Raw genomic sequence first — 23,587 nt, 5'->3', positions numbered from 1 at the left:
TAAGCCCTGAAGAGAGCCATTAGCCCTGCAAGGAGAGCCCTCAGCCCTGTAAAGAAAGCAGGCCATTGGCCCGCTGTGCGTTCTCGTCGGCGGTGCTGATAACCTTCATCTGCATCTCGTAGTGGCGGGCGACGTTGATCATCGACACCATGGCGTCGATGGCGCTGACGTTGCTGCCCTCCAGCACGCCGCTCACCACGCGCACATCCTCATCCTGGGGCAGCGCGGCGATCTCGCCCTCGGCATTGGGGCCGGGGCGGAAGAGCCCATCCTCGCCGCGCACGAGGCCAGTCGCGCCCGGGGTGACGAGCTTGATTCTGCCGACGTCGACCAGGGCTTCGGGGCCCTGGCCTTCGCCGATGGCACTCAAGGTGCCATCGGCACCTACGGAGAGCTGGGAGCCAAGCGGCACGATGATCGGCCCGCCCTCACCGATCACCGGCTTGCCGGTGATCATCAGCACGCCGTCGCCATCAACCTGGAGGTCGCCGCGGCGGGTGTAGGCCTCGCCGCCGTCCGGGGCCTGCACGGCGATCCAGCCCTGCCCCTGCACCGCCACGTCCAGCTCACGGCCGGTGGTGGCCATCGGGCCCGGGCTGAAGTCGCTGCCCGGGGTGCTGGCGGCCACCGAGGTGCGGGTGGCGTGAGCGGCCTCCCCCTGCACCGGCACCGCCCGCATGGCGTGGAGCTGGCTGCGGAAGCCGGCGGTATCGACGTTGGCCAGGTTGTGGCTGACCACGGCCTGGCGGTCCATGGTCTGCTTGGCGCCGCTCATGGCGGTGTAGAGGATGCGATCCATCGGTCAGGCTCCGGCGGCGCTTAGCGCAGGTTGATGGCGGTCTGCAGGAGCTCGTCCTGGGTCTTGATGGTCTGGGAGTTGGCTTGATAGGCGCGCTGGGCGACGATCATGTCGACAAGCTCGCGGGCCATATCCACGTTGGAGGTTTCGATGGCGCCGGAGACAATCAGCCCCAGCTGGCCGGTACCCGGGGCACCCACCAGCTCCTGGCCGGACGCCTGGGTCGCGGCCCAGACGTTGTCGCCTACCGGGTTCAGCCCCTCCGGATTGCGGAAGTTAGCCAGCGCGATCTGCCCCGACGGGCGCGACTGTTCGTTGGAGTAGTTGCGCATGATGGTGCCATCATCCTCGATGGTGATGCCCACCAGGGTGCCGGACGTGAAACCGTTCTGGGTCAGCGAGTTCGTGGTGGAGGTGTTGCCGAACTGGGTGGAGCCAGCGGGGTTAAAGTTGAAGGTCAGCTCCTCCGCGCCACTGTCCACGTCAAAGGTCATGGCCTTCTGCTGGCCAGCAGGCAGTCCGTTATAGGCTGCGACTAGCACCGCCTCGGCATCGTCACGATTCCCCATGGCGGTATCGCGGTCAGTCTGAGCAGCATCACGCAAGGCCTTCGCATTGTCACGGGCCAGTGCAGCGGCATCGCGTGCGGCCACTGCATCATCGTATTCAGAGTCACCTGCCGCCAGTCCACTATCCTCAAGTGCTTGCCGCTCAGCTTCAGCATTAGCGAAGGTGGCTTCGGCGCTTACCAGTGTTTCCTCGGCTACCTCGAGTTGACGCTCTGCGGCTGCCAGCTCCGACTCGCGAGCTTCCAGGGCGGGAATGGCGTTACGATACTCATCGGTCAGATCGCGCAGTCCAATCAGGGTGCCGTTGGCGTTGAACTCCATCAGGAAGTCATTCTCCTGGGAGTACTCGCCATCGGCGGCCACCTTCGCCTGCCAGACGTTCTGGTTCCCGGGGGCGCCCACCTTCTCGTAGTAGACGGTGGCATTTACCGGGTTACCGAGAGAGTCATAGACGGTGAAATTGTTGGAGTAGTGGTAGGCGATCTCTTCGGAAGCACCGGTCGTACTGTTGATCACTTCCGCAATGCTTCGCCCCCCGTCCGCCCCCATGCGTGAGTCCAGGTTGAACGTCGTGGCCACGTTGGTGGTAGCGCTGGCCGGCATATCCTCGGCGTTCACCTGCAGCACCTGGGGCTGGCCGCCGACCTGCACCTGACCCTGGGCATTCAGGCCGTAGCCCATCAGGTTGGCGCCCTGGGCATTCTGCAGCAAGCCATCGGTGGTCAGGGAGAGCTGGCCATTGCGGGAGTAGACCACCTCGCCGCCCTGCTCGAAGCGATAGAAGCCGGTGCCGCTGATCGCCAGGTCGAGGTTGCGGTTGGTGGACTCGATGTTGCCCTCGCTGAAGTTCTGCAGCACCGCCGAGACTCGAGTACCAAGCCCAACTTGGGAGTTGGCGAAGACATCGGCGAACTGCACGCCGGAGCTCTTGAAGCCCACGGTCTGGGAGTTGGCGATGTTGTTGCCCAGCACGCCCAGTTTCTGCTGCTGGGCGTTGAGGCCGGAGAGTGCTTGAGAGAAGCTCATGTCGTGTTCCTTTGCCTAGTGACGTTCATGGCCTAGTGGCGTTCGTGGCCTGGCCGCCAAGCGGCCCGCGCAAATCAGTCGAGAGTCAGAGAATCTGGCGGACCTGGTTCAGGGTCACCTGGCCGTAGACGGCCCCTAGATCGAGGCGCACCCCGCCCTTGTCATCGGGCGGCGTAACGCCCCCCACTACCGCATAGTTGAGCGCCTCCACGGCGACGGGCCTGTCGTTGCTGGACGCCTCGATGCGCACACGATAGGCACCCGGCACGGCGGTCTCGCCCTGGCTGGTCTTGCCGTCCCAGGTGAAGGAGTCGACCCCAGCGCCTATCGCCCCCAGGTCGTAGCGATTGATCACCTGGCCATCGCCACCCACGATGGTGACCTTGACGCTCTCGGCGGAGCTCGCCAGATCGAAGCCGAAGGGGGTGGTGTGCACATTGCCCTCGGCATCGCGATCCAGCAGCACCCGATCCCCCGGCACCAGCACCCCCTGGCCGATCAGGGCGGCGGCCTGCATGGTCTGCCCCGCGGTGATCTGGGAGGTGATTCCCTCCATGGTCTTGTTGAGCTGCTCGATGCCGCTGACGGTGTTGATCTGCGCCAGCTGGGAGGTCAGCTCGTTATTCTCCAGCGGGTTGAGCGGGTCCTGATTCTGAAGCTGCGTAATCAGCAGCGTCATGAAGTTGTTGCGCAGCTCATCGGACTGGCGGCTGTCCATGCCGGGCGCACCGCCGGCGTTGACGCTGCTCAGCACATTGCTACCGATCGGGCTCGTCATCGGATCAGCCCTCCCCCAGCGTCAGGGTCTTGAGCATCATCTGCTTGCTGGTGTTCATCACCTCGATGTTGGCCTGGTAGGAGCGCGAGGCGGAGATCATGTTGACCATCTCATGCACCGGCTCGACGTTGGGCATGGTCACGTAGCCCTCCTCGTTGGCCAGCGGGTGGTCCGGGCGGTACTCCAGGCGCATGGGCGAGGGGTCTTCCACCACCTGGCGCACGCCGACGCCGCCGATGCCATGAGCCTGGCTGGCCCGGCTCTCGAAGAGCACCTGCTTGGCGCGGTAGGCCTCGCCATCCGGGCCCGCGACGCTGTCGGCGTTGGCCAGGTTGCTGGCCGTCACGTTCATGCGCTGGGACTGGGCGCTCATGGCCGAGCCGGCTATATCGAACACGGAAAACATCGACATCGAGGTGCTCCTTTTTAGTCAGGCCGCCCTTACTCGGGCTGCATCGCGTTCTTGAGGCCCTGGATGCGGCGGTTGAGGATGGTCAGGCCCGCCTGGTAGCGCACCGAGTTATCGGCAAAGGCGGTGCGCTCGCGATCCATGTCCACGGTATTGCCGTCCAGGCTCGGCTGGTCCGGCACCCGGTAGAGCAGTCCGGACTGGGCGCTCGACGCCCCCTGGCCGGCAATGTGCCGCTCCGAGGTGCGCGCAAGGCTGAGCCCCTGGCCGCTGGCCCCGCCCTTGCCGACGGCCTTCTTCAGCTCGCTGGCAAAGTCCAGGTCCCGCGCCTTGTAGCCGGGCGTATCGGCGTTGGCGATATTGCTGGCCAGCACCTTGTGGCGCTGCTGGCGCAGGCCCAGCGCCTGCTGGTGGTAGTGAAAGGCGGCCTCGAGCTGGTCGATCATCCCGGCGCATCCTCGGCTAGGGGGAATGGGTTGACGATGGAGAATAGCCAGCCTGCCGTCACCCCAAAGCCCCAAACAGCCCTCTCTTCCATACCCATTTCCGCGAATGCCCGAAGCGCATGGGTCCTAAAATGGCGATAGCCCCCTACCCGCCTCAGAGAGTCACCATGCCCCACCCCCGTGTCATGCCGCTCCTGCTGCTGAGCATCTGGCTGCTGGCGGCCCCCACCATGGCCGCCAGCGATCCGCACGATGCGCTGATCCATCGGGTGCAGGCGTTCCTGTATGAGCAGGCCGAGGCCGACGAGGTGATGATCGAGGTGAATCCGCCATCGGCACACCTGCCGCCCTGTGAGTCGCCCGAGCCGTTTCTGGCCCGGCCCGATGCGCCGGTGGCGGGGAGAATCTCGGTGGGAGTTCGCTGCGGCGAGGACGGCCGCCAGGTGCGCTACCTGCAGGCGGAGGTGGGCGTGATCGCCAGCTACCCGGTGGCCGCGGTCGATATCGCGCCGGGTACGGTGCTGACCCAGGACCACCTCGAGCAGCGCCACGGCAACCTGGCCGCGCTGCCTCGACAGACCGTGCGCGACGCATCTTCACTGCTGGGACACCAGGCCCGTCGCAGCATCCGTGCGGGCTCGCCCCTGCAAGCCCAGTTCTTCCAGGCAAGAGCCCTGGTGGAACGGGGCCAGACGGTGGCGGTCGAAGCCGGCGGCGCCAACTTCCGAGTGATACGGGAAGGAGAAGCCATGGAGCCCGGCGCCCTGGGAGCGACCATTCGGGTGCGCTTCGGCCAGCGGGAGATCATCCAGGCCCGCGTCGTCGGCGAGGGCCGGCTTGCCGTGGACTTGTAGCGAACACTCCGCTAGCCTCTCGGGAATCTCCGGGGCCGCCGTCGTGGCGACTTCCTTCATGCCTAAAGTCTTTCGACGACCTGCCGATAACAGGGACAAGCACTCCCTGAACGGCATACGGTCAAGAGGCAACCATCTTGAAAATTGACAACCAGAACCCGCTGATCCGCACCGGCCAGACGCCTGGGCGTGACGAGGCTCAGAAGGTCAAGGGCGCCAGCCAGCAGCCTGCGGCCCATGACGCCGAACCGGCGGCCAGAACGCACCTCAGCCATGGTGCCGCCAATGCCAGCCAGGACATCGACGCCGCCCGCGTCGCCGAGATTCGCGAGGCCATTAGGGAAGGCCGGCTCGAGATCCACGCCGAGCGCATCGCCGATGGCCTGATCGCCAACGTGCGCGAGCTGCTGGGGCACGACAAGGCATGAGCCTGGCGCGCCTGCTCTCCGACCAGCGGGGACGCTTGAACACCCTGACCCAGCTTCTCGAACATGAGCTGGAGCAGCTCACGGCAAGCCAGGTCGATGGCGATGCGCTGGCACAGCTCGCCCGGCGCAAGCAGGAGCTGCTGGCCGAGATGGAACGCATGGAGACGCTGCGTCGGCAGGTCCAGGCGCGCCTGGGCTACGCCGAAGGGCCGGCGGGTGCCCGCACCGCCGCCGAGGAGGCCGGCTGCTTGGAAGAGTGGGAGGCCTGCCTGGCGGCCACCGAGCGTACGGCTCGCCTGAATGACCTGGCGGGCGAGCTTTTGCAGATGCGCGCCTCGCACAACCAGAAGATGCTGGATTTCATCCACCAGATCGCCGACAAGACGCTCTACGAGCCCAGCGGCCGCACCGGCCGCCAGCCGGCAAGGCTGAACACATCGGCCTGACGCCCACCGGCTGCCCGCATGACCACCCGCGCAGGCATCAAGGCTGATCCTGCCCCCACCTGGCCGTCAGTTCATCGGCGGTGAGCGGCGGACAGAGGTAGCACCCCTGGACTCCCGCCACCCCAAGCCGCTTGACCCGCTCGAACTGCTCGGATGTCTCGACGCCCACCGCCACCGTGGCAAGCCCCAGCTCATGGAGCCCCGCGATCAGCCCACGCGCCCCCTGGCGAACCAGCCTGCTCTGGTCCATTTCGGCCATCATGGCGGGTGCCAGCTTGGCACCGCTTACCCCAAGAGCAGGCAGGGCAACCAGCGAGACCGGCGCCGTCCCCAGACCATCCGCCACCAGGGTGACGCCCATTCGCTGCAGCCGCTTCAGTAGGTGCCGGCGATTCTCGCCGAGCCCATCGAGAGCCGCGGCAGGAAGCTCCAGGCAGAGCCCCGTCAGCGGCTGGGGATAGCGCTTGAGGAAGTGGTCCAGCGGACAGCCATCGAACACCTCCTGTTCCAGGGTCTCCGCCATCAGGTTCACGCTCAGCGGCAGCGACGCCAGCCCCACCCCCGATGCCTGCCAGGCGGCCCTGAGTGCGATCACCTGCCCCAGTACCCAGCGATCCAGGCGCACCTGCCCGCCCAGCTCCCTTACCGCGGGCAGCAACTCGCCGGGATAGGCCATGCCATGCCGCGGCCGCGGCCAACGCACCAGGGCCTCGAGCCCCGCCCAGCGACCGGTCCTGGCATCACACTGGGGCTGAAACACCAGCTGGAAATGGCCTGTGGGCGACAGCAGCGCCGCCTGGAGCTGCTCCAGAAGTGTCTCTCGCGCCTCGATGTGCTTGCGCAGGCCGCGGTCTCGAAAGGCGTGGGTGCCAGGCCCAAGGCGACGCGACTGCTCCAGCGCCAGCGCCGCCTCCTCCATCAGCGCCGCACCGTCCTCAGCATCCTCCGGAAAGCGAGCGATCCCGATAGAGAGCGTCAACAGGGTGCTGCCACCTTCCTGGTCGAAGGGGGCATCCATGGCCTCTTGCAGGCGCAGCGCCACGGCATGCAGGCTCTGGGGCGTCATGGGGTGCTCGATGATCACCCCCCAGCGCCCATCGCCCAGCCGCGCCAGGCTGTCTTCCTCGCGCAGCACTCGCCTGAGCCGGCGGGCCACCTGCTCCAGCAGCTGCCAGCGCACCTGACTGGTGCGACGAGGCGGGCGATCCAGTGCTACCAGCAGGACGGCCAGGGGGCGCTCATGACGCTCGGCGCGGGCTATGGCGTGATCCAGCCGGTCTTTGAAGAGGCTGGGCGAGCCCAGCCCGGTCAGCGCATCCCGAGCGGGTAGACCGCCGGTGAGCAGCCCTCGCGGCACCAGCGTCAGCAGTCGGCTGCCATCGCCATCCAGGGCCGACACCGAGAGCAGAAGCTCCCCCTCGTTCCCTTCGGCATCGGACAGGTAGACCTCGTGCCACTCCCCCTGCCCCGGGGACGACGGCATTAGTGGGAGAGAGAGTGCCGAGCCGATCGGCATCAGCCGGCCAATGTCCACGTCAGGCAGGGCCTGGTCCGGCGGAATACCCGTCAGGTCGCGGAAGAAGGAGTTGACGGCCAGCAGCTTGCCTCCGCCATCGATGATGGCGAGCCCCACCTCGGCATTCTCGAAGGCAAGGGTGGCAAGCGCCGCGGGATGGCGCACCAGGGCCGGCTCGGCATGGCGCCCTCCGGGGGGAGATCCGTTATCGTGGATAGCCATAGGGCGCTCTCGAGTCAGGCGGGGGTGTGCCGAAGTTTGATTAAGATTATCGCGGACTCCTCTTGAAGCACATATCGGCCGGCCCTCGAGGACCTTGAGCCCACGACCAGTCCGCGTCTTGTCCACGAACCTGGCACGGACACCGAGGCATCTGGTCCGCCGCTGCTCAGGAGGTCTCGAAAAAAGTCGCCGTACCGTCCCGGCCCTCCCGCTTGACCCGGTACATGCTCTGGTCGGCGGCATCGATCAGTTCGCGCGCGCTGCAGAACGCCGCATCGTCCAGACAGGCGATGCCGATGGAGACCGTGACATGCAGCGGCACGCCATCGGCATGTGCCATGGGCCGCATGGCGAGCTGCTGACCCGGGTCAGCGCAAAACTCATCACGGCCGCAAGCGTCGTATCCAGGCCCAGTCGGGACACCGCCTCACGGCAGGTGTGCGACTCGACGCCGCCTCGGGAGTAATAACTGCTGTTCGCCAGGGACAGCAGCCGCAGAGTCAGGGCCGGGTCCTTCTCGACCACCTCGGCATAGTCGACCAGGCTGGTATCGGGGTGCCGGGCAAGCATCAGGACGCGTGCGGCGGCGGCAGGCAATGAGGGCAGGCTATCGCACTCGGCAAGCCTGGCGCGAAGTGTCTCGGGCAAGGGGAGCAGGCCGAGCGGGGGGGCTGGCGCTGCGTTCATAACTGATCATGCTGGCTCACCACTGTGCGGGGCAAGAATAAGATATCACTGAAGTCTGCCGCGAAACGCCGCCCAGTTCACCCTTTACCTGCCCAGCTCGGATGTTGCATCGGGTTGGTCAGCAGCACCCAGATGCAGGTTGGGTGGCGATGATGCCGCCCAGAGCTGGAAGTTGGCTATATATTGATCAACTTCCTGAGTTCAAGGCACACTTTCCCTCGGTGCTGATGGGCATTCCCGGCTCTTCGGGCTCCCAGGCCACCATCATGGACGGCTACCCCATGGCGCGGCGCGGCGGCCCGAACCCGATGCTGTTCTGAGGGCGACGCACCAGCGCTCAGTCATCATCCAGCGGCAGACAGGTATCCGCCATGACCACTCGGTTGCGCCCGCCCTGCTTGGCCCGGTAGCTGGCCTGATCGGCGCGCTCCATCAGGCTCACGTCGTCATCCTCCTCACTGAACAGGGCCACTCCCACGCTGGCGCTGATCCCGAAGCGGCGGCCACCATGGCGAAAGTCGATCTCCGCCAGCCGCTGGCGCACACGTTCGGCCACCTCCCCCGCCACCGCACGTGAGGCCTCGGCGAGCAGGATGGCGAATTCGTCGCCACCCAGGCGCGCCACGGCATCCACGTCGCGCACCGTATCATGCAGCACCTCGGCCACCCGCTGCAGCAGGGTGTCGCCCACCGCGTGCCCGGCGCTGTCGTTGACCTCCTTGAAGTGGTCCAGGTCGAGCATCACCAGCGCCAGGGCGTGGTCTGCCTTGCGCCGCGACAGCGCGCAGGCCGCCGCCAGCCGGCGGGCGAAGCCGCGCCGGTTGAGGCAGCCGGTGAGGGGGTCGTGCTCCGCTTCCCAGAGCTGGCGCTGCTCGCGCTCGTGGCGGTCGGTGATGTCCTGCACCAGGCCCACATAGCCCAGCACGCGGCCACCACCGCTGACCCGGTTGGCGTGCACCTCCAGCCAGCGCCACTCGCCCTCGCCGCTGCGGAAGCGATAGAGCTGGGTCAGGACACCGCCCGGCAGCAGCGCCTGGCGCCAACCCGCCAGGAAGGCGCTGCGGTCCTCGGGATGGACGCGGCGCAGCCAGGTCAGCGGGCTGTACTCCACCAGGCCGATGCCGGTGAGTCGAGTGAGAGCGGGGTTGATGTAGGTGACCTGCCCCTGGGGGTCGGTGAGGAACATGCCGACCGGCGACGAGGCCAGCACCGCCTCCAGGAAGGCCTCCCGGGACTCCAGGGACTCGATCGCCTGACGCCGTCTCGCCTCCAGGCGGTTGAAGGCATCGGCAACCTGACGCAGCTCCACCATGCCGGTGCGCGGCTCCAGGCGCTGGACCTTGCCCTGCCCCACCAGAGCGATCTGTCGCTCCAGCCGGTGCAGCGGGCGCAGCCCCAGCCCCAGCAGCCACCACAGCAGCGGCAGCATCAGTGCGACGCTGCCGATGCCGACCCAGCGTAGCTCCCGGGCATAGCGGCGGATCGGCGCCTGAAGCTGCTCCAGCGGCAGAAAGAGACCGACTACCCAGTTCGCCGGCCACACCTGGCGAAAGGCGACCAGCGCCGGGCGGCCGTCGAGGGTCACCCCCTCCCCGCTGCCCTGCCAGCCCAGCAGGGCCTGGTCGACCAGGGGATGCGTCCCGGCACCGGGCAGCGCCTGCATCAGCCAGGCCTCATCGGGGTGGCTGATCACCTGGCCCTCGGCGGTCGCCAGCAGCACGTGCCCCGCCTCGCCCAGGCGGCGACCGCGCAGGTTGAGATAGGCCTGGCCGTCGCGCAGGCTGGTATTGCCGCCGAGAATGCCCAGGAACTCACCGCGGTCATCGAGCAGCGGCTGGATCACCATGACCTGGTCGATGCCCGTTTCCCCGCCGCGATAGGGTTCGCTGACCCAGGGGCGGCGAAAGGCCTTCACGTGCTGGAAGTAGGGCCGCTCTCCGATCTCGGGCCCGCCCGCGGGGAAGGGTGGCCAGTCTGCCACCGGGTGGCCCTCGGCGTCGAACACCATCAGCCGATCGAAGAGCGCCAGCAGCGGCTGCTGGGTGCGCAGCAGCGACTCGAGCCCGGGGTCAGCGATATCGATGTCGCCAGCCAGCCGCGCCAGCACCCGCTTGCGCTCGACCAGCTCACGGGTGAGCTGGTCGGCCACCAGCTGGGCCTCGTACTCCAGATGGACACGGTTCTCGTGACGAGCCAGGTTCTCGCCGCTCAGGCGACTGTAACCCAGCAGCGCCACCACCAGCGCCAGCCAGCCGAGGCCGACGCCCAGCAGCAGGCGCAGGCGAAGGGAGAGATTCAGCCAGCCGGCCAAGGGGCCTCCGGCGCTGGCAAGGGATCAGAGCGAGTCATGCATTCATCCTCGACGGCTTGCAAACGGGTCGTTGACCCAAGCGAGCTTACCCCGGGATGCCGGGCAAGGGGGAGTCGGCGTTGGTAGCAGGCCCGCCGCTGCCGGGAAGCGGCAGCGAGAACAGGAAAGGAGTCTCGGTCAGGCGCTGCGCGCCATGCCTGGCACACCACAGAAAAGCCGACCCTAGGGGCCGGCTTCTGTTGTCGATGCAGGATCGACCGAGGCTGGGTTACGACTTAGAAGTCGTAACGAACACCGACGGTGACGAGGAGATCATCGTCCAGATCGCCCAGCTCGGTATCTGAGTCGTAGTCGGCATCAAACTCAACGACTTCGGCGAAGACATACATCGGCTTGCTGAAGCGATAGTTGGCGCCCAGCACCCACTGGTCACGACTGGAGGCACCATCCCAAGCCATGCTGATGTTGTAGTAGTCACCGTAGATCTCACCGGCGCCGTAGTCAAAGGTGCCGCCGATACCGAAGATGCTCTCCAAAGCATCGTACGCACCATCTGCTTCTAGACGCGCTTGAGAGAAGGTATCAGTCACCTCCTCGTACTTGATACGTCCGCTGAAGGCCGGGGTAAACTGGTAGCTGGCGAAGATACCCACCAGGTCTTCACCTGCCGGGTTACCGCTACCACCGTCATACCTTGCACCGCGATCAGCAACGTCCTTGGCCTGGTTATAGGCAACAGAGACATAGAGGCGGTCGATGGTGTAATCAACGGCAGCAGCGGTGGTCCAGGTGGAACTGTTATCCCCAGCGCCTTCATCAGCCCCGTTACCAGAGAGGTGCTTGGCCTGCACGTGGGCACGGAAGCCTTCCAGGTTCGGCGTAGAGTAGGAGATCGCATCACCACGGCTACCTTGGGAGATGCCGCCCAGGTGAGCCCAGCCTTCATTCTCCGGCACATCGAAGATCACATCACCGGAGCGGTAGTAGACGCTGTCGAAGTTACCGACCATCACGTCACCCCAGGTGTTGCTCTTGACGCCGACATAGGTGTTACGAACGTTGTCGAAACCGTCACGGTTGTTGGCATCGGCACGACCGCGCAGCTCAAGGCGTGCATAGACAGTCATGTCATCAGTAACGTCATGGTAGGCGCGGAAACCGAAGCGTGAACCAAGGTCCTCGAACTCGGATCCAGTTGACTTCACCCCATCATCTGTCTCGGTACCACCAGAGGTGATGCCATAAACGATACGGCCGTAAACGTCCAGACGGTTACCATCCTGGTCATAGACGGTGGCGGCCTGGGCGCTGGTGGCGGCCATGCCGGAGGCGGCGATGGCACCTGCGATAGCAGTCGCTAACAGTGTCTTTTTCATCTTGAAGGTTCCTTTGACTAGCAGTCTGTTTCGATCGTCTCTGCAGGCCTGCCCGGTGGGGGCGCTGCAGCCGGCATGGCCGGGCATGCTCTTCTTCGCTGCCGTGTTCCCTCACGGGAAGAGATGGCAACGGGTGTGGCATGACCTCGGCACCGCCTTGTTATAGTCCAATGCTCGCAAGAGGAACTCTATACCGGGATTCGAGGTAACGCAACAAGAAAAACACTGTTTTCCTTCGTCGCGCACCCTACCCGTGGAACTCTCCCCTGCGTAGCGGGTCGCCCAGCTGCGCGGGGCGACGCGACACATCATGCCGGGCGGGCGGGGCCAGGGCAAGCGGGCGCGGGGCCCGCAGGATCAGCGCTGGCGGTGCTTGGCGACCAGCGCCGCCAGCTTCTCCTCCATGGTGGCGGGGGCCGACCGGCTGGGCTGGGGAGGCTCGGCGCCGGGCACCGCCTGGGCAGCGGGTGCCTTGCTCGCCGGCCCCTTGCCGGCGGCTCCCCGGCCCGCTGTCTTGCCACGGCCGGGCTTGCCCTTGCCGGCGGCGCGCCGGGGCTGGCCCGGCACCGCGCCACCCTTGCCGCGGCCTTCGGCCTGCAGGCGCTCCAGCTTCTTCCTGGCGTGCTCGGCGGCCTTGGCATCCACCTGGCCGGCGGGCTTGCCATCCAGACCGATGCGCTCGGCCCCCTCGCGCACCGCCTTGAGATAGCGGGGCAGGTTGACGTAACAGGCGAGCGCCCGGCGCACCAGCTTCTCAGGCCAGGGCTCCTGCTCGGCCAGGGCCTCGTGGATCCCTACCTTGAGCGGGCGGGTGTGGCCCTTGAAGAAGGCGCCGGGGTAGCGCTGGTACCACTCGGCGAGCAGCGCCTGGGGGGAGGGGGCGTCGGTGGTCGCAGCGGCGTCGGTGGCCTCCGCCGATCGCCCGACAAGTCGGGCTCCTACATCGGTGGTGGTGGTGGCAGCCGGCGTCGCTGCGGGCTCCTCCAGGGAAGCGCCCGAATTCACCTCGCCGTCACCGCCATTCGCCCGGCAAAGCCGGCCTCCCACAGGGAGGGCGCCGGTGGGCTCGGCATCGGCCGCCCCCGTGGCGACATCGCCAGCGGGTTCCGGGGCGGCTGGGGCCGGTCGGCCGATCAGCGCGGAGAGGCCCTGGGAGCGGCGGGCGGGCCGGGGGAAGCCGGTGCCCTGCCCTTCTCCCTGGCTGTTCAGGCGCTCGTGGAGGCGGCGGTTGTGCTCCTCGAGCTCGCGGTTCTGCTCGTCGAGTTCGCGACACTCCTCCACCAGCTCGCGGCGCTCCTCGACCAGCGCCAGGCAGCTGGCCTCCAGCTCACGCGCCTTCTCGGTGAGTGCCTGATGGGCGGCCTCCTGCTCGGCCAGGCGCTGTTTCAGGGCCAGGCGCGCGTCGCGCTCCCGCTGCAGCAGGCCAAGCAGGGTATCGGTGCGCCCCTCCAGGGCATCCAGCAGGCGAATTGAGCGTTCCTCGATCAAACCGTTCTCCTCCACGCGTGAGCCAGACAGCGAGGCCGTGCCGGCCAGTCTGTGCCAGATGCCGCCCCATGACAAATGTCGTCAGGCACCGACAGACTCGCGGCGTCGATACTCCACGAAATCATAGGCGGGCTGGCCCTCGGCGGGGCTGCCGGGCACGCGCTGAAGCGCTTCCCACTCGGCGGGGTCGAGCTCGGGGAAGCGGGCGTCGCCCTCCACCTCGATGGCCACCTCGGTCAGGTAGAGGCGCGAGGCGTAAGGCAGCGCCTGGGCGTAGATCTCGGCGCCCCCCATCACCATGATCTCCTCCACGCCGTCGATGGTGGCCTGCTGGTCGGCCAGGGCCAGGGCAGAGGCCAGGTCGTGGCAGACGCGGATGCCGTCGTGGTGAAAGTCAGGGTCGCGGGTCACCACGATATTGAGCCGCCCGGGCAGCGGCCGGCCGATGGACTGGAAGGTCTTGCGGCCCATCACCAGCGGCTTGGCCTGGGTCATGCGCTTGAAGAACTTGAGGTCCTCGGGCAGGTACCAGGGCAGCTGGTTGTCCACGCCGATCACCCGGTTGCGGTCCATGGCGGCGATCATCGCCACGGGAATCAGGGTCTCGCTCATTGGGCCTCTCTCTTCTTGTACGGTCACGCCTACACCGCCACGGCGGCCTTGATATGGGGATGAGGATCGTAGCCCTCGATGGCAATGTGCTCGAAGCGGAAGTCGAACAGGTCCGTGACGCTCGGGTCGAGCACCAGGCGGGGCGCGGGGCGCGGGGCGCGGGTGAGCTGGAGCTCGGCCTGCTCCAGGTGGTTCAGGTAGAGGTGGGCGTCGCCCAGGGTGTGGATGAACTCCCCCGGCTCGAGACCCGCCACCTGGGCGATCATCCGGGTCAGCAGCGCGTAGCTGGCGATATTGAAGGGCACACCCAGGAAGATGTCGGCGCTGCGCTGGTAGAGCTGGCAGGAGAGGCGCCCCTCGGCCACGTAGAACTGGAACAGGCAGTGGCACGGCGGCAGGGCCATCTCGTCCACCAGCGCCGGGTTCCAGGCGGAGACGATCAGCCGCCGGGACTGGGGGCTTGCGCGCAGCTGCTCGAGCAGGGTGGCGATCTGGTCGACCTGGCCGCCGCGGGGGTCGGGCCAGCTGCGCCACTGGTAGCCGTAGACGGGGCCGAGATCGCCCTTCTCGTCGGCCCACTCGTCCCAGATGCTCACCCCGTTCTCCTTGAGGTAGGCGATATTGGTGTCGCCGGCCAGGAACCAGAGCAGCTCGTGGAAGATCGAGCGGGTGTGCAGCTTCTTGGTGGTCAAGAGCGGGAAGCCGCGGGCCAGGTCGAAGCGCATCTGGTGGCCGAAGATCGAGCGGGTGCCCACCCCGGTGCGGTCGCCGCGCTCCACGCCGTGGTCGAGCACCTGGCGCATCAGGTCGAGGTAGGGCTGTTCGAGGGCGGGTAGCGTCTGGTCGGTCACGGCGTTCTTCTGGTTGCTGGATGGGGACGGGAGTCTACCGGATCTCACTGCGGTTGTTGATCGGGTAACACCAGGAACTCGGGCAGTTCCGACTCGAGGGCCATGCGCTGTTCGGCAAAGCCACGTATGCGGTTATAGGTTGCCATCAACATCAGGGAGTACTCCCTGGCTGCGGCCAGCGCAGCGGCAAATGCCTCCGGGTCCTGCATGTACTCGTGAACCAGCTGGTTACGAAGCTTGCGGGCCGCCAGCCAGCTTTCCGTGCTCTCCAGCACGCTCAATCGCTCGGCTCTATTTAGGTTCTCGATCTGGCTGCCGGTGCGCTCGGCAAGACTCTGCAACCAGCGAGGGATCAGTTTATCGGCAATGGTGTCCTGCATGCGGCTGAAGCGGGAGACGAAGGCCTCGAGCCTTATCGCCTCCTCGGGATGTTGCTCGAGCGAAGCGACCCAGTCGGCCCCGAGATCACTGCCGCTTGCGAACAGGCTTTCCCAGCTGTAGCGAAGATGCCTCCCCTCACGCTGGACGATATCGAGGGTCCAGAGAAAACGATCGATGGGAAGCAGCGGCTGCTGGTCATCATTCATAGCGATCGACCTGTCTGAATGGCATGGCGATGCACGGGGTTCAAGGGCGTGGCGGGATCAACGACCAAGATATCAATCGGCTGATCGCCGAGGCGAAGCTGCAGGCGCGCCGTCAAGGTCAGCATCTTGTCCATCCTGCTCTCGATGATGTCAGGGCTCTCTACAAGCAGGTCGATATCACCGCCCCGCACGGCATCATTCAGGCGTGAGCCGAAGAGCTTCACGCTGACCCTATCACCGAAGACCTCAACGGCGGCCTGCTTGATGATGGCAACCTGCTCCGGTGTTAGTCGCATACTCCACCTCCTGCCTCACTCGTCGTTACTGAGCATCACTCACGATTCACCACTCACCACTCACCACTCATACTTTTGCATCCACCGGCTGATTCCGCGACCAGGCGATCAACGCCAGGCCGGCGACGATCATCGGCAGGGTCAGCAACATGCCCATGGTCACCCAGCCGAAGGCGATGAAGCCGATATGGGCATCGGGCAGGCGCACGAACTCCACCGCGAAGCGGAACACCCCGTAGAGGGTCAGGAAGAGGCCGGAGATCAGGCCGCGGGCGCGGGGCTTCGCGGAGACGAACCACAGCACCACGAAGAGCACCGCCCCTTCCAGCACCGCCTCGTAGAGCGCCGAGGGGTGGCGCGGCTCGGGCCCCAGGCCCGGGAACGGCATGCCCCAGGGCAGCTCGGTGACGCGGCCCGGCAGCTCGCGATTGATGAAGTTGCCGATGCGCCCGGCGCCCAGGCCGATGGGCACCAGGGGGGCGACGAAGTCGGTGAGGGTGAAGTAGGCCAGGCCCTTCTTCCTGGCGAACCACCAGCTGGCGAGCAGCACGCCGGCCAGGCCGCCGTGGAAGCTCATGCCGCCGTCCCAGACCCGGAAGATCCACAGCGGATCGCTGAACCACTGGCCCATGCCGTAGAAGAGCGCATAGCCCAGGCGCCCGCCCACCACCACGCCGATGGCGGCATAGAAGAGCAGATCGCCGATGTCGTCGTGGGTCAGGCCGACGCGCGCGGCGCGGCGACGGCCGAGCCACCAGGCGGCGACGAAGCCCACCACGTACATCAGGCCATACCAGTGCACCTGGAAGGGGCCGAGGGAGATGGCCACGGGATCGATATCGGGGTAGTCGAGCATCGGGACTCCTTGAGAGGAAACGGGATCAGGGGGTATCGAGGGCGTCGGGGCGGGCCGGCAGCCAGCGCCTGACCAGCGCGATCAGCTCCTGGGGGCGATAGGGCTTGGCCAGGTAGTCGTCCAGGCCCGCCGCGGCGAAGCGCTGGCGATCCTCGACGCTGGCGTTGGCGGTCAGCGCCACCAGCACGCTGCGGTGATCGGGGTAGTGGGCGGCCTCGACGTCACGCCAGCGGCGGCTGGTCTCCATGCCGTCCATGCCGGGCATGAAGATATCCATCAGCACCAGGTCGAAGGGGAGCTGCTCCAGGCTGGCCAGCGCCTCGGCGCCGCTGGTGGCGGTGCGCACCACGAGCCCCTCCCGCTCCAGCACCTGGCGCGCCAGCATCAGGTTGACGGGGCCATCGTCGACGATCAGCACCCGGCTCTCCCGGTGGGCGGGCGAGGCTTCGGTGGCGGCCGGCTCCTCGCCGGCGATATCCTCGAGCAGCACCGCGAGATCGCCGAGCCTGTCGCGCAGCTCCTCCAGGGCGCGGCGCGGCGGGCCGCCCGGGGGCTGCTCGCCCTGGGGCATCAGCAGTGCATCCAGGCGGGCCTTCAGCGGCTGGAGCTCGCGGCCCAGCAGGGTCAGGTAGTCGGACTTGAGCCGCGACTCCTCGCGGGCGCGATCGCGCCCCGCCGCCAGGCGCTCCAGGCGCTGCTCGCGACGCGCCAGGTCGTCTTCCAGGGTCTGCAGGCGGCGGCGAAGCTGCTCCTCGCCGGCGGCAACAAGCTCCACCGAAGGTGCCGCCTGCGGAGGGGTCAGGGGAGCCGGGGCGCCGGCCGCGGGCTCGGCATGGCGGGAAGGCTCGCGCAGGCACCCGGCCGCCACCGCGGCGAGGTTGAGCGTCGAGGCAAGCAGCAGCACTGCCAGCCAGGCACCGGGTGCGCTTGTCAGCAGCAGCGCCAGCCCCGCCAGCAGCAGGCCGAGCTGAAGCAGCAGCACCAGGCGAAGGTAGGGGGGAAGCCGCCGACATGGGCGACACTTGTCGACTCGCATTGTCATCCCTGGCTTGTCACGAGATTGACGGACGAGTGTACGCCGGGGGCGGCCGGCTGTCATGGCGCCCACCCGGGTGGCCGGCTCAACGCTTCCCGCGCCCTGCGGGAGCCGCTAAGCTGGTGGGATGTGCCTGATTGCCTTCGACCACCGTCCGGGCAGCGCGTGGCCGCTGCGGCTGGTCGCCAACCGCGACGAGTTCCACGCCCGCCCCGCCGCCCCCCTCGCCCGCTGGGCGGATGCCCCCGCCATCGTCGGCGGCCGCGACCTGGAGGCCGGCGGCAGCTGGCTGGCGGTCCACCGCCGCGGGCGCTTCGCGGCGGTGACCAATGTGCGAGACCCGCGCCTGAAGGTGGCAGGCGACGCGCCCAGCCGCGGCGACCTGGTGCGCGACGCCCTCACCTGCGCCGACCTTCCCGCCTGGCTCGACCGCCTCGCCGGCGGCGAGGCCAGCCGCTTCGCCGGCTTCAACCTGCTGGCCGGTGACGGGGAGCGCCTGTGGCACCTGCACCGCGGCCTGGACGGCATCCACCTGGGCGAGATCGCCCCGGGCCTGCACGGGCTCTCCAACGCCAGCCTCAACACCCCGTGGCCCAAGCTGATCAGCGTGCGCCAGGGGCTCGGCGCCAGCCTGCGCCACGGCCGCTGGCCCGAGGATGCCCTGGCGGCCATGGGCGACCGCCACCCCGCCGATGACGATCAGCTGCCGGAGACCGGCGTGGGCCTGGAGATGGAACGGATGCTCTCCTCCCCCTTCATCGTCGGCGAGCGCTACGGCACCCGCGCCATGACCTGGCTGAGCTGGCATGCCAGCGGGCGCATCGAGATCGGTGAGCGGCGCTTCGGGCCGCATGGCGTGGCGCTAGGGGAGAGCGTGGAGCGGCTGGTGGGTTTACACCGCTAGGCAACACCGCCGGGGCGGCTTCGCCGCCATTCGCCGGGCAAAGCCCAGCTCCCACCAGTAGCCTCGAGCCTCGGGAATTATCCAGTCATCACAGAGGTCATTGGGCGCCTGCGGGGCGCAGACGCCTCAATCCCGCGGCGGCAGCAGGTGGCCAAGTTCCCAGCCGCCCAGGCGCTCGGCCAGGTGGTGGCGCACCTCGCCGGGGGTGTCGAGGCGCAGGGTCTCCTCCACCAGGTCGCGGGCGCCTTGCAGCGGCACGCGGCGGATGGCGGCGCGCACACGGGGCAGGCTGGGAGCGTTCATGGAGAGGGCATCGAAGCCCATGCCCATCAGCAGCAGGGCGCCGGCGGGGTCGCCGGCCAGCTCGCCGCACACCGAGATCGGCCGATCCAGGCGTTTCGCCTCGCGGGCCAGGCCGGCCATGGCGGAGAGCACCGCCGGGTGGCAGGCATCGTAGAGCTCGGCGACCCGCGGGTTGTTGCGGTCCACCGCCAGCAGGTACTGGGTCAGGTCGTTGCTGCCCACCGAGAAGAAGTCGGCGCGCCGGGCCAGGGCGTCGAGCTGGTAGAGGGTCGCCGGCACCTCGATCATCACCCCCACCTTGGGCCGCGGCACTGAGACACCCTCCTCGCCCAGCTCGACGATGGCGCGATCGAGCAGCTTGAGGGCATCGTCGACCTCGTCGACGTTGGTCACCATGGGCAGCAACACCTGGAGGTTGTCGAGCCCCTGAGAGGCGCGCAGCATGGCACGCAGCTGCACCATCAGCACCTCGGGGTGGTCGAGGGTGACGCGAATCCCGCGCCAGCCGAGGAAGGGGTTGGCCTCCTCGATGGGGAAGTAGGGCAGGTCCTTGTCGCCGCCGATATCCAGGGTGCGCATCACCACCGGCAGCGGGGCGAAGCTCTCCAGCTGGTCGCGGTAGAGCCGGGTCTGCTCCTGCTCGCCGGGGAAACGCTCGGTGACCATGAAGGGCACCTCGGTGCGGTAGAGCCCCACCCCGCTGATGCGGCGCTTGAGCTGGGCCACCGCGTCCACCACCAGGCCGGTGTTGACCATCAGCGGCATGTCGTGGCCGTCCGGGGTGCGGCTGGGCAGGTCCTGCTCGTGCTCGAGCACCTCGGTCAGCGCCTGCTCCTCGGCGATCAGGCCCCGATAGTGGGTGAGCAGCTCCTCGCCCGGGCGCACGAAGAGCCGCCCCCGGTGGCCATCGAGGATCACCCGCGCGCCGGAGAGCCGCGGAAGCGGCAGGTCGACCATGCCGAGCACCGTGGGGATGCCCATGGCCCGGGCGATGATCGCCACGTGGGAGGTACTGGAGCCGCGCACCGAGACCAGCCCGGCGAGCTTATCGCGGGGCACCTCGCCGAGCATCGCCACGCTGAGCTCGTCGCCCACCAGGATGGTGCTGTCGGGGAAGACCTCCGGGGTCTGGGGGGTCTCCTCCTGCAGGTGCGCCAGCACGCGGCGCCCCAGGTCACGCACGTCGGCGGCGCGCTCGCGCAGGTAGTCGTCGCCGACCCGCTCCAGGTACTGCACGTGGCGCTTGACCACGTCGGCCAGCGCCCCGGGCGCCCACTGCCCCTCGCGGATGCGCTTTTCCACCTCCTGGGAGAGCGCCGCCTCGCTGAGCATCTGCTGGTAGACCTCGAACAGCGCCAGCTCCTGGGCCGAGACGCGGTTGGCCAGGCGCTCGGCGGCGGCGCGCAGCTCCTCGCGCACGCGGCCGATCGCCTCCTTGAGACGGGCGATCTCGTACTCGACGTCGGTGGGAATCAGGTCCGGCACGCTGTCGAGGTCGGCGGGTGGGGCGATCACCACCGCCTCGCCGATGCTCATGCCCGGGGCGCCGGCCACCCCCTTGAACTGCACCTGCCCCGCCAGGCTTGGCCGGGTGAGGTTGCCGGTAGCCAGGGCATGGGCCAGCACGCCTGCGAGCTGGGCCGCCATGGTGACCAGGAAGGCCTCGTCCTCCTCGCCGTAGCGGCGCTTCTCGGCCTGCTGCACCACCAGCACGCCGAGCATGCGGCGCTGGTGGATGATGGGTACGCCGAGGAAGCTGGAGTAGCGCTCCTCGCCGGTGGATTCGAAGTAGCGGAACTGGGGATGAGCCTGGGCGTCCTCGAGGTTGAGGGGCTCCCCGCGGCTGGCCACCAGCCCCACCAGGCCCTCGCCCACCGGTAGGGCCACATGCCCGACCGCCTGGGTGCGCAGGCCGATGGTCTCCATCAGCACCAGCTGCTCGATCTCCTCGTCGAAGAGATAGAAGGAGCACACATCGGCCTCCATGGCCTTGCGGATACGCCGCACCATGGTGGCAAGCGCCGCCTCCAGGCTGCGGGCCCCGGTAACTTCCTGTGTGATGCGGCGCAGGACCTCGAGCATGGGCGTGCCGTCTTCCATTGTTGTCGTGGGTAGGGAGGCGGGAGCAGACTCCCGCCCCTGAGACTGCCTCACCGGGGCGGGGTTCCTCTATCCGGCCGCTGTACGGCCGGGGACCTCGTCAGCCGAAGCCCAGGGCCAGGCGCTGGACACTGGGCGAGAGCTCCCTGAGGGCGCGGCGGTAGACCTCACGCTTGAAGGGCACCACCTGGCCCAGCGGATACCAGTAGCTGACCCAGCGCCAGCCGTCGAACTCCGGCGAGGCGGTGCCATCCATGCAGATCCGGCTCTCCTGACAGCGGATCCTCAGCAGGAACCACTTCTGTTTCTGGCCGATGCAGACCGGCCTCGAATGGGTACGAATCATGCGTCGCGGAAGGCGATAGCGGAGCCAACCCCGGGTGCAGGCAAGGATCTCGACGTCGTCGGCGTTCAGGCCGATCTCCTCGTAGAGTTCGCGAAACAGTGCCTCTTTCGGTGTCTCGTTCGCCTTGATGCCTCCCTGGGGAAACTGCCACGCGTTCTGCCCTACCCGACGCGCCCAGAGCAGCTGCCCCTGATCGTTGGCGATGATGATGCCAACGTTGGGGCGAAAGCCGTCAGCGTCGATCACGGACTTCACCTTGTTGAAACCAGAATTGAGTTGAAACCAGAATTGCACCCATTCTTCCACAGGGCCACGAAGCGCATCAATACGCCTTGCGGACGAAGCGCACCGGCGCGGCTCGCAGCCGGCAGCGGGTTCTGCGATAATCGCGGGCTTTCGACCCTGACCGTCAACCCTCTGCCACCTGCCCAAGGGAGTCATCGTGAGCCTGGCCATCTTCGACCTGGACAACACCCTGCTGTCGACCGACAGCGATCACGCCTGGGGGGAATTCCTGCTCGAGCAGGGCGCCGTGGACCCGGTGGCCTACCGCGAAGCCAACGACCAGCACATGGCCGCCTACGAGGCGGGCACCCTGGATATCCTCGCCTTCCTCGCGGTGGCGCTGAAGCCGCTGGCCGAGAACAGCCCCGAACAGCTCGCCGCCTGGCACCAGCAGTTCATGGCCAGCAAGATCGAGCCGCATATCCTGCCCAAGGGCGAGGAGCTGCTGGCCCGCCACCGCTCCCGCGGCGACACCCTGCTGATCATCACCGCCACCAACCGCTTCATCACCGGCCCCATCGCCGAGCGGCTGGGTGTGGACGACCTGATCGCCGTGGAGCCCGAGATCGTCGACGGCCGCTACACCGGCCGCGTGAAGGGCACCCCCAGCTACCGCGAGGGCAAGGTGGTGCGTCTGGAGGAGTGGCTGGCCGACAAGGACCTGACCCTGGACGACGCCTGGTTCTACAGCGACTCCCACAACGATCTGGCGCTGCTGGAGAAGGTCGACCACCCGGTGGCGGTGGACCCCGACCCCACCCTGCGCGAGGTGGCCGAGGCCCGCGGCTGGCGGATCATCAGCCTGAGGGACTAGCTGCAAGCTGCAAGCTGCAAGCTGCAAGCTGCAAGCTGCAAGCTGCAAGCTGCAAGCTGCAAGCTGCAAGCTGCAAGCTGCAAGCTGCAAGCACCAGTATGAATTCTGTAAAAAAACCCGCAAGCCTGAGCTTGCGGGGTTTTCTTGTCGCTTGGACCTTGCAGCTTGGCGCTTAGGATCAGCCCAGCAGATGCTCGACGGCGGCGCGCTCTTCACGCAGCTCGTCTTCGGTGACCTTCATCTTCTGCTTGCTGAAGTCGTCCAGCGCGAGGCCCTGAACGATCTCGTACTTGCCGCCTTCGCAGGTGACCGGGTAGGAATAGATGATGCCCGGCTCGACGCCATAGCTGCCGTCGGAGGGGATCGCCATGCTGACGATCTGGCCGTTGGTGCCCAGCGCCCAGTCGCGCATGTGGTCGATGGCGGAAGAGGCCGCGGAGGCCGCGGAGGAGGCACCGCGGGCCTTGATGATGGCCGCGCCGCGCTGCTGCACCTCCGGAATGAAGGTGTTCTCGTACCAGTCACGCTCAACCAGCTCGGCCGCAGGCTTGCCGGCCACCTTGCAGTGGGCGATGTCGGGGTACTGGGTGGCGCTGTGGTTGCCCCAGATGATCATGCCCTCGACGTCGGTGACGTGCTTGCCGGTCTTCTGGGCCAGCTGGGCCAGGGCGCGGTTGTGGTCCAGGCGGGTCATGGCGGTGAACTGCTTGGGGTCCAGGTCCGGCGCGTTGCAGGAGGCGATCAGGGCGTTGGTGTTGGCCGGGTTGCCTACCACCAGCACCTTGACGTCGCGGCTGGCGTTGTCGTTCAGGGCCTTGCCCTGCACCGAGAAGATGGCGGCGTTGGCTTCCAGCAGGTCCTTGCGCTCCATGCCCGGGCCGCGCGGACGCGCACCCACCAGCAGGGCGAAATCGGCATCCTTGAAGGCGACGTTGGCGTCGTCGGTGGCGACGATGTCCTGAACCAGCGGGAAGGCGCAGTCGTTCAGCTCCATCACCACACCCTTGAGGGCTTCCATGGCCGGGGTGATCTCGAGCAGCTGCAGGATGACCGGCTGGTCCTTGCCCAGCATGTCACCGGAGGCGATGCGGAAGGCGAGGGAGTAGCTGATCTGGCCGGCAGCGCCGGTGATGGCAATACGGACGGGCTGTTTCATGGAGGCTCCTTGGTTGTCAACGCACGGGGTGTCGCCGTGAGGAGGGACCCGCCGGGCAAGCCGTCGGGCCTCAATTCAAACCGGCA

Annotated in this window: 25 protein-coding genes and 1 pseudogene; 6 read left to right on the top strand and 20 right to left on the bottom strand. The window is 67.4% G+C overall.

Features of this window, described 5'->3' with window-relative positions; genetic code table 11:
• Positions 1-40: 40 nt before the first annotated feature.
• The 5 genes from DER72_RS06800 to flgB all read right to left on the bottom strand — a co-directional run bounded on the left by DER72_RS06800 (position 41) and on the right by flgB (position 4,027).
• Positions 41-799, bottom strand: coding sequence for a flagellar basal body rod protein FlgF (locus DER72_RS06800; RefSeq protein ID WP_110069249.1), 759 nt, complete (start codon positions 797-799; stop codon positions 41-43).
• Positions 800-819: 20 nt separating this feature from the next.
• Entirely contained in the window at positions 820-2,394 is a 1,575-nt protein-coding gene (locus DER72_RS06795) for a flagellar hook protein FlgE (protein ID WP_110069248.1), read from the bottom strand.
• Between the two features lie 85 nt (positions 2,395-2,479).
• Positions 2,480-3,172, bottom strand: coding sequence for a flagellar hook assembly protein FlgD (locus tag DER72_RS06790; protein WP_110069247.1), 693 nt, complete (start codon positions 3,170-3,172; stop codon positions 2,480-2,482).
• A gap of 4 nt (positions 3,173-3,176) precedes the next feature.
• Positions 3,177-3,584, bottom strand: coding sequence for a flagellar basal body rod protein FlgC (gene flgC, locus DER72_RS06785; RefSeq protein ID WP_110069246.1), 408 nt, complete (start codon positions 3,582-3,584; stop codon positions 3,177-3,179).
• A 29-nt stretch (positions 3,585-3,613) separates the two neighbouring features.
• Positions 3,614-4,027, bottom strand: coding sequence for a flagellar basal body rod protein FlgB (flgB, locus tag DER72_RS06780; RefSeq protein ID WP_110069245.1), 414 nt, complete (start codon positions 4,025-4,027; stop codon positions 3,614-3,616).
• A 167-nt stretch (positions 4,028-4,194) separates the two neighbouring features.
• On the opposite strand from flgB, the gene flgA reads away from it, so the two are divergent.
• The 3 genes from flgA (at position 4,195) to DER72_RS06765 (ending at position 5,755) form a co-directional block, all read left to right on the top strand.
• Positions 4,195-4,881 (top strand): flagellar basal body P-ring formation chaperone FlgA, encoded by a 687-nt coding sequence (flgA, locus tag DER72_RS06775; protein ID WP_110069244.1) that lies wholly within the window; start codon positions 4,195-4,197, stop codon positions 4,879-4,881.
• Between the two features lie 137 nt (positions 4,882-5,018).
• On the top strand, positions 5,019-5,309 hold the full coding sequence (gene flgM / locus DER72_RS06770; protein ID WP_110069243.1) for a flagellar biosynthesis anti-sigma factor FlgM: 291 nt from the start codon (positions 5,019-5,021) through the stop codon (positions 5,307-5,309).
• Complete coding sequence (locus DER72_RS06765) at positions 5,306-5,755, top strand: flagella synthesis protein FlgN (RefSeq protein WP_110069242.1); 450 nt, start codon at positions 5,306-5,308, stop codon at positions 5,753-5,755. Before flgM ends, DER72_RS06765 begins: the two co-directional genes overlap by 4 nt.
• A gap of 37 nt (positions 5,756-5,792) precedes the next feature.
• Here DER72_RS06765 and DER72_RS06760 read toward each other — a convergent pair whose 3' ends face one another.
• The 3 genes and pseudogenes from DER72_RS06760 to DER72_RS16650 form a co-directional block, all read right to left on the bottom strand.
• Positions 5,793-7,493, bottom strand: a complete 1,701-nt coding sequence (locus tag DER72_RS06760) for an EAL domain-containing protein (RefSeq protein ID WP_181395615.1) — start codon at positions 7,491-7,493, stop codon at positions 5,793-5,795.
• A 166-nt stretch (positions 7,494-7,659) separates the two neighbouring features.
• Positions 7,660-7,842 (bottom strand): diguanylate cyclase domain-containing protein, encoded by a 183-nt coding sequence (locus tag DER72_RS06755; protein ID WP_110069240.1) that lies wholly within the window; start codon positions 7,840-7,842, stop codon positions 7,660-7,662.
• A gap of 17 nt (positions 7,843-7,859) precedes the next feature.
• A pseudogene (locus tag DER72_RS16650) lies at positions 7,860-8,180 on the bottom strand (HDOD domain-containing protein); the annotation flags it as partial.
• A 149-nt stretch (positions 8,181-8,329) separates the two neighbouring features.
• Here DER72_RS16650 and DER72_RS16245 point away from each other — a divergent pair.
• Entirely contained in the window at positions 8,330-8,500 is a 171-nt protein-coding gene (locus tag DER72_RS16245) for a tripartite tricarboxylate transporter permease (protein ID WP_258306231.1), read from the top strand.
• A gap of 17 nt (positions 8,501-8,517) precedes the next feature.
• On the opposite strand, the gene DER72_RS06740 is transcribed toward DER72_RS16245, so the two are convergent.
• The 9 genes from DER72_RS06740 to DER72_RS06700 all read right to left on the bottom strand — a co-directional run bounded on the left by DER72_RS06740 (position 8,518) and on the right by DER72_RS06700 (position 17,593).
• Positions 8,518-10,491, bottom strand: coding sequence for a diguanylate cyclase domain-containing protein (locus DER72_RS06740; protein ID WP_110069238.1), 1,974 nt, complete (start codon positions 10,489-10,491; stop codon positions 8,518-8,520).
• A gap of 275 nt (positions 10,492-10,766) precedes the next feature.
• Entirely contained in the window at positions 10,767-11,867 is a 1,101-nt protein-coding gene (locus DER72_RS06735) for a porin (RefSeq protein ID WP_181395613.1), read from the bottom strand.
• A 357-nt stretch (positions 11,868-12,224) separates the two neighbouring features.
• Positions 12,225-13,355 carry a ProQ/FinO family protein gene (locus DER72_RS06730; protein ID WP_258306227.1) on the bottom strand — a complete coding sequence of 377 codons (1,131 nt, stop codon included), beginning with the start codon at positions 13,353-13,355 and terminating at the stop codon, positions 12,225-12,227.
• Between the two features lie 81 nt (positions 13,356-13,436).
• A complete protein-coding gene (locus tag DER72_RS06725) occupies positions 13,437-13,967 on the bottom strand; it encodes a dihydrofolate reductase (RefSeq protein WP_110069236.1) in 531 nt (176 codons plus the stop codon).
• A 29-nt stretch (positions 13,968-13,996) separates the two neighbouring features.
• Positions 13,997-14,818 carry a thymidylate synthase gene (locus DER72_RS06720; protein ID WP_110069235.1) on the bottom strand — a complete coding sequence of 274 codons (822 nt, stop codon included), beginning with the start codon at positions 14,816-14,818 and terminating at the stop codon, positions 13,997-13,999.
• Between the two features lie 44 nt (positions 14,819-14,862).
• The gene (locus DER72_RS06715; RefSeq protein WP_110069234.1) at positions 14,863-15,405 is read right to left on the bottom strand and encodes a hypothetical protein; all 543 of its coding nucleotides are present in this window, start codon (positions 15,403-15,405) and stop codon (positions 14,863-14,865) included.
• The gene (locus DER72_RS06710) at positions 15,402-15,701 is read right to left on the bottom strand and encodes a nucleotidyltransferase domain-containing protein (RefSeq protein WP_110069233.1); all 300 of its coding nucleotides are present in this window, start codon (positions 15,699-15,701) and stop codon (positions 15,402-15,404) included. Before DER72_RS06710 ends, DER72_RS06715 begins: the two co-directional genes overlap by 4 nt.
• Before the next feature lie 67 nt (positions 15,702-15,768).
• Entirely contained in the window at positions 15,769-16,557 is a 789-nt protein-coding gene (lgt, locus tag DER72_RS06705) for a prolipoprotein diacylglyceryl transferase (protein WP_110069232.1), read from the bottom strand.
• Between the two features lie 25 nt (positions 16,558-16,582).
• Complete coding sequence (locus tag DER72_RS06700) at positions 16,583-17,593, bottom strand: response regulator (protein WP_146209037.1); 1,011 nt, start codon at positions 17,591-17,593, stop codon at positions 16,583-16,585.
• A 127-nt stretch (positions 17,594-17,720) separates the two neighbouring features.
• Here DER72_RS06700 and DER72_RS06695 point away from each other — a divergent pair, with 127 nt between their 5' ends.
• Entirely contained in the window at positions 17,721-18,497 is a 777-nt protein-coding gene (locus DER72_RS06695; RefSeq protein ID WP_110069230.1) for an NRDE family protein, read from the top strand.
• A 126-nt stretch (positions 18,498-18,623) separates the two neighbouring features.
• Here DER72_RS06695 and ptsP read toward each other — a convergent pair whose 3' ends face one another.
• Positions 18,624-20,882: a phosphoenolpyruvate--protein phosphotransferase gene (ptsP, locus tag DER72_RS06690; RefSeq protein WP_110069229.1), complete on the bottom strand. Its 2,259-nt coding sequence runs from the start codon at positions 20,880-20,882 to the stop codon at positions 18,624-18,626.
• Positions 20,883-21,000: 118 nt separating this feature from the next.
• The gene (locus tag DER72_RS06685; RefSeq protein WP_110069295.1) at positions 21,001-21,492 is read right to left on the bottom strand and encodes an RNA pyrophosphohydrolase; all 492 of its coding nucleotides are present in this window, start codon (positions 21,490-21,492) and stop codon (positions 21,001-21,003) included.
• 196 nt (positions 21,493-21,688) lie between these two features.
• On the opposite strand from DER72_RS06685, the gene DER72_RS06680 reads away from it, so the two are divergent.
• Entirely contained in the window at positions 21,689-22,345 is a 657-nt protein-coding gene (locus DER72_RS06680; protein WP_110069228.1) for an HAD family phosphatase, read from the top strand.
• A 178-nt stretch (positions 22,346-22,523) separates the two neighbouring features.
• Here DER72_RS06680 and DER72_RS06675 read toward each other — a convergent pair whose 3' ends face one another.
• Positions 22,524-23,501: a malate dehydrogenase gene (locus DER72_RS06675; protein WP_110069227.1), complete on the bottom strand. Its 978-nt coding sequence runs from the start codon at positions 23,499-23,501 to the stop codon at positions 22,524-22,526.
• Positions 23,502-23,587: the final 86 nt, after the last annotated feature.

This window comes from Halomonas sp. A11-A (genome assembly GCF_003182195.1).
Classification (GTDB): Bacteria; Pseudomonadota; Gammaproteobacteria; order Pseudomonadales; family Halomonadaceae; genus Halomonas; species Halomonas alkalicola.
The sequence above is the reverse complement of the archived record's forward strand: the minus strand, read 5'-3'. Positions and strand labels throughout refer to the sequence as shown.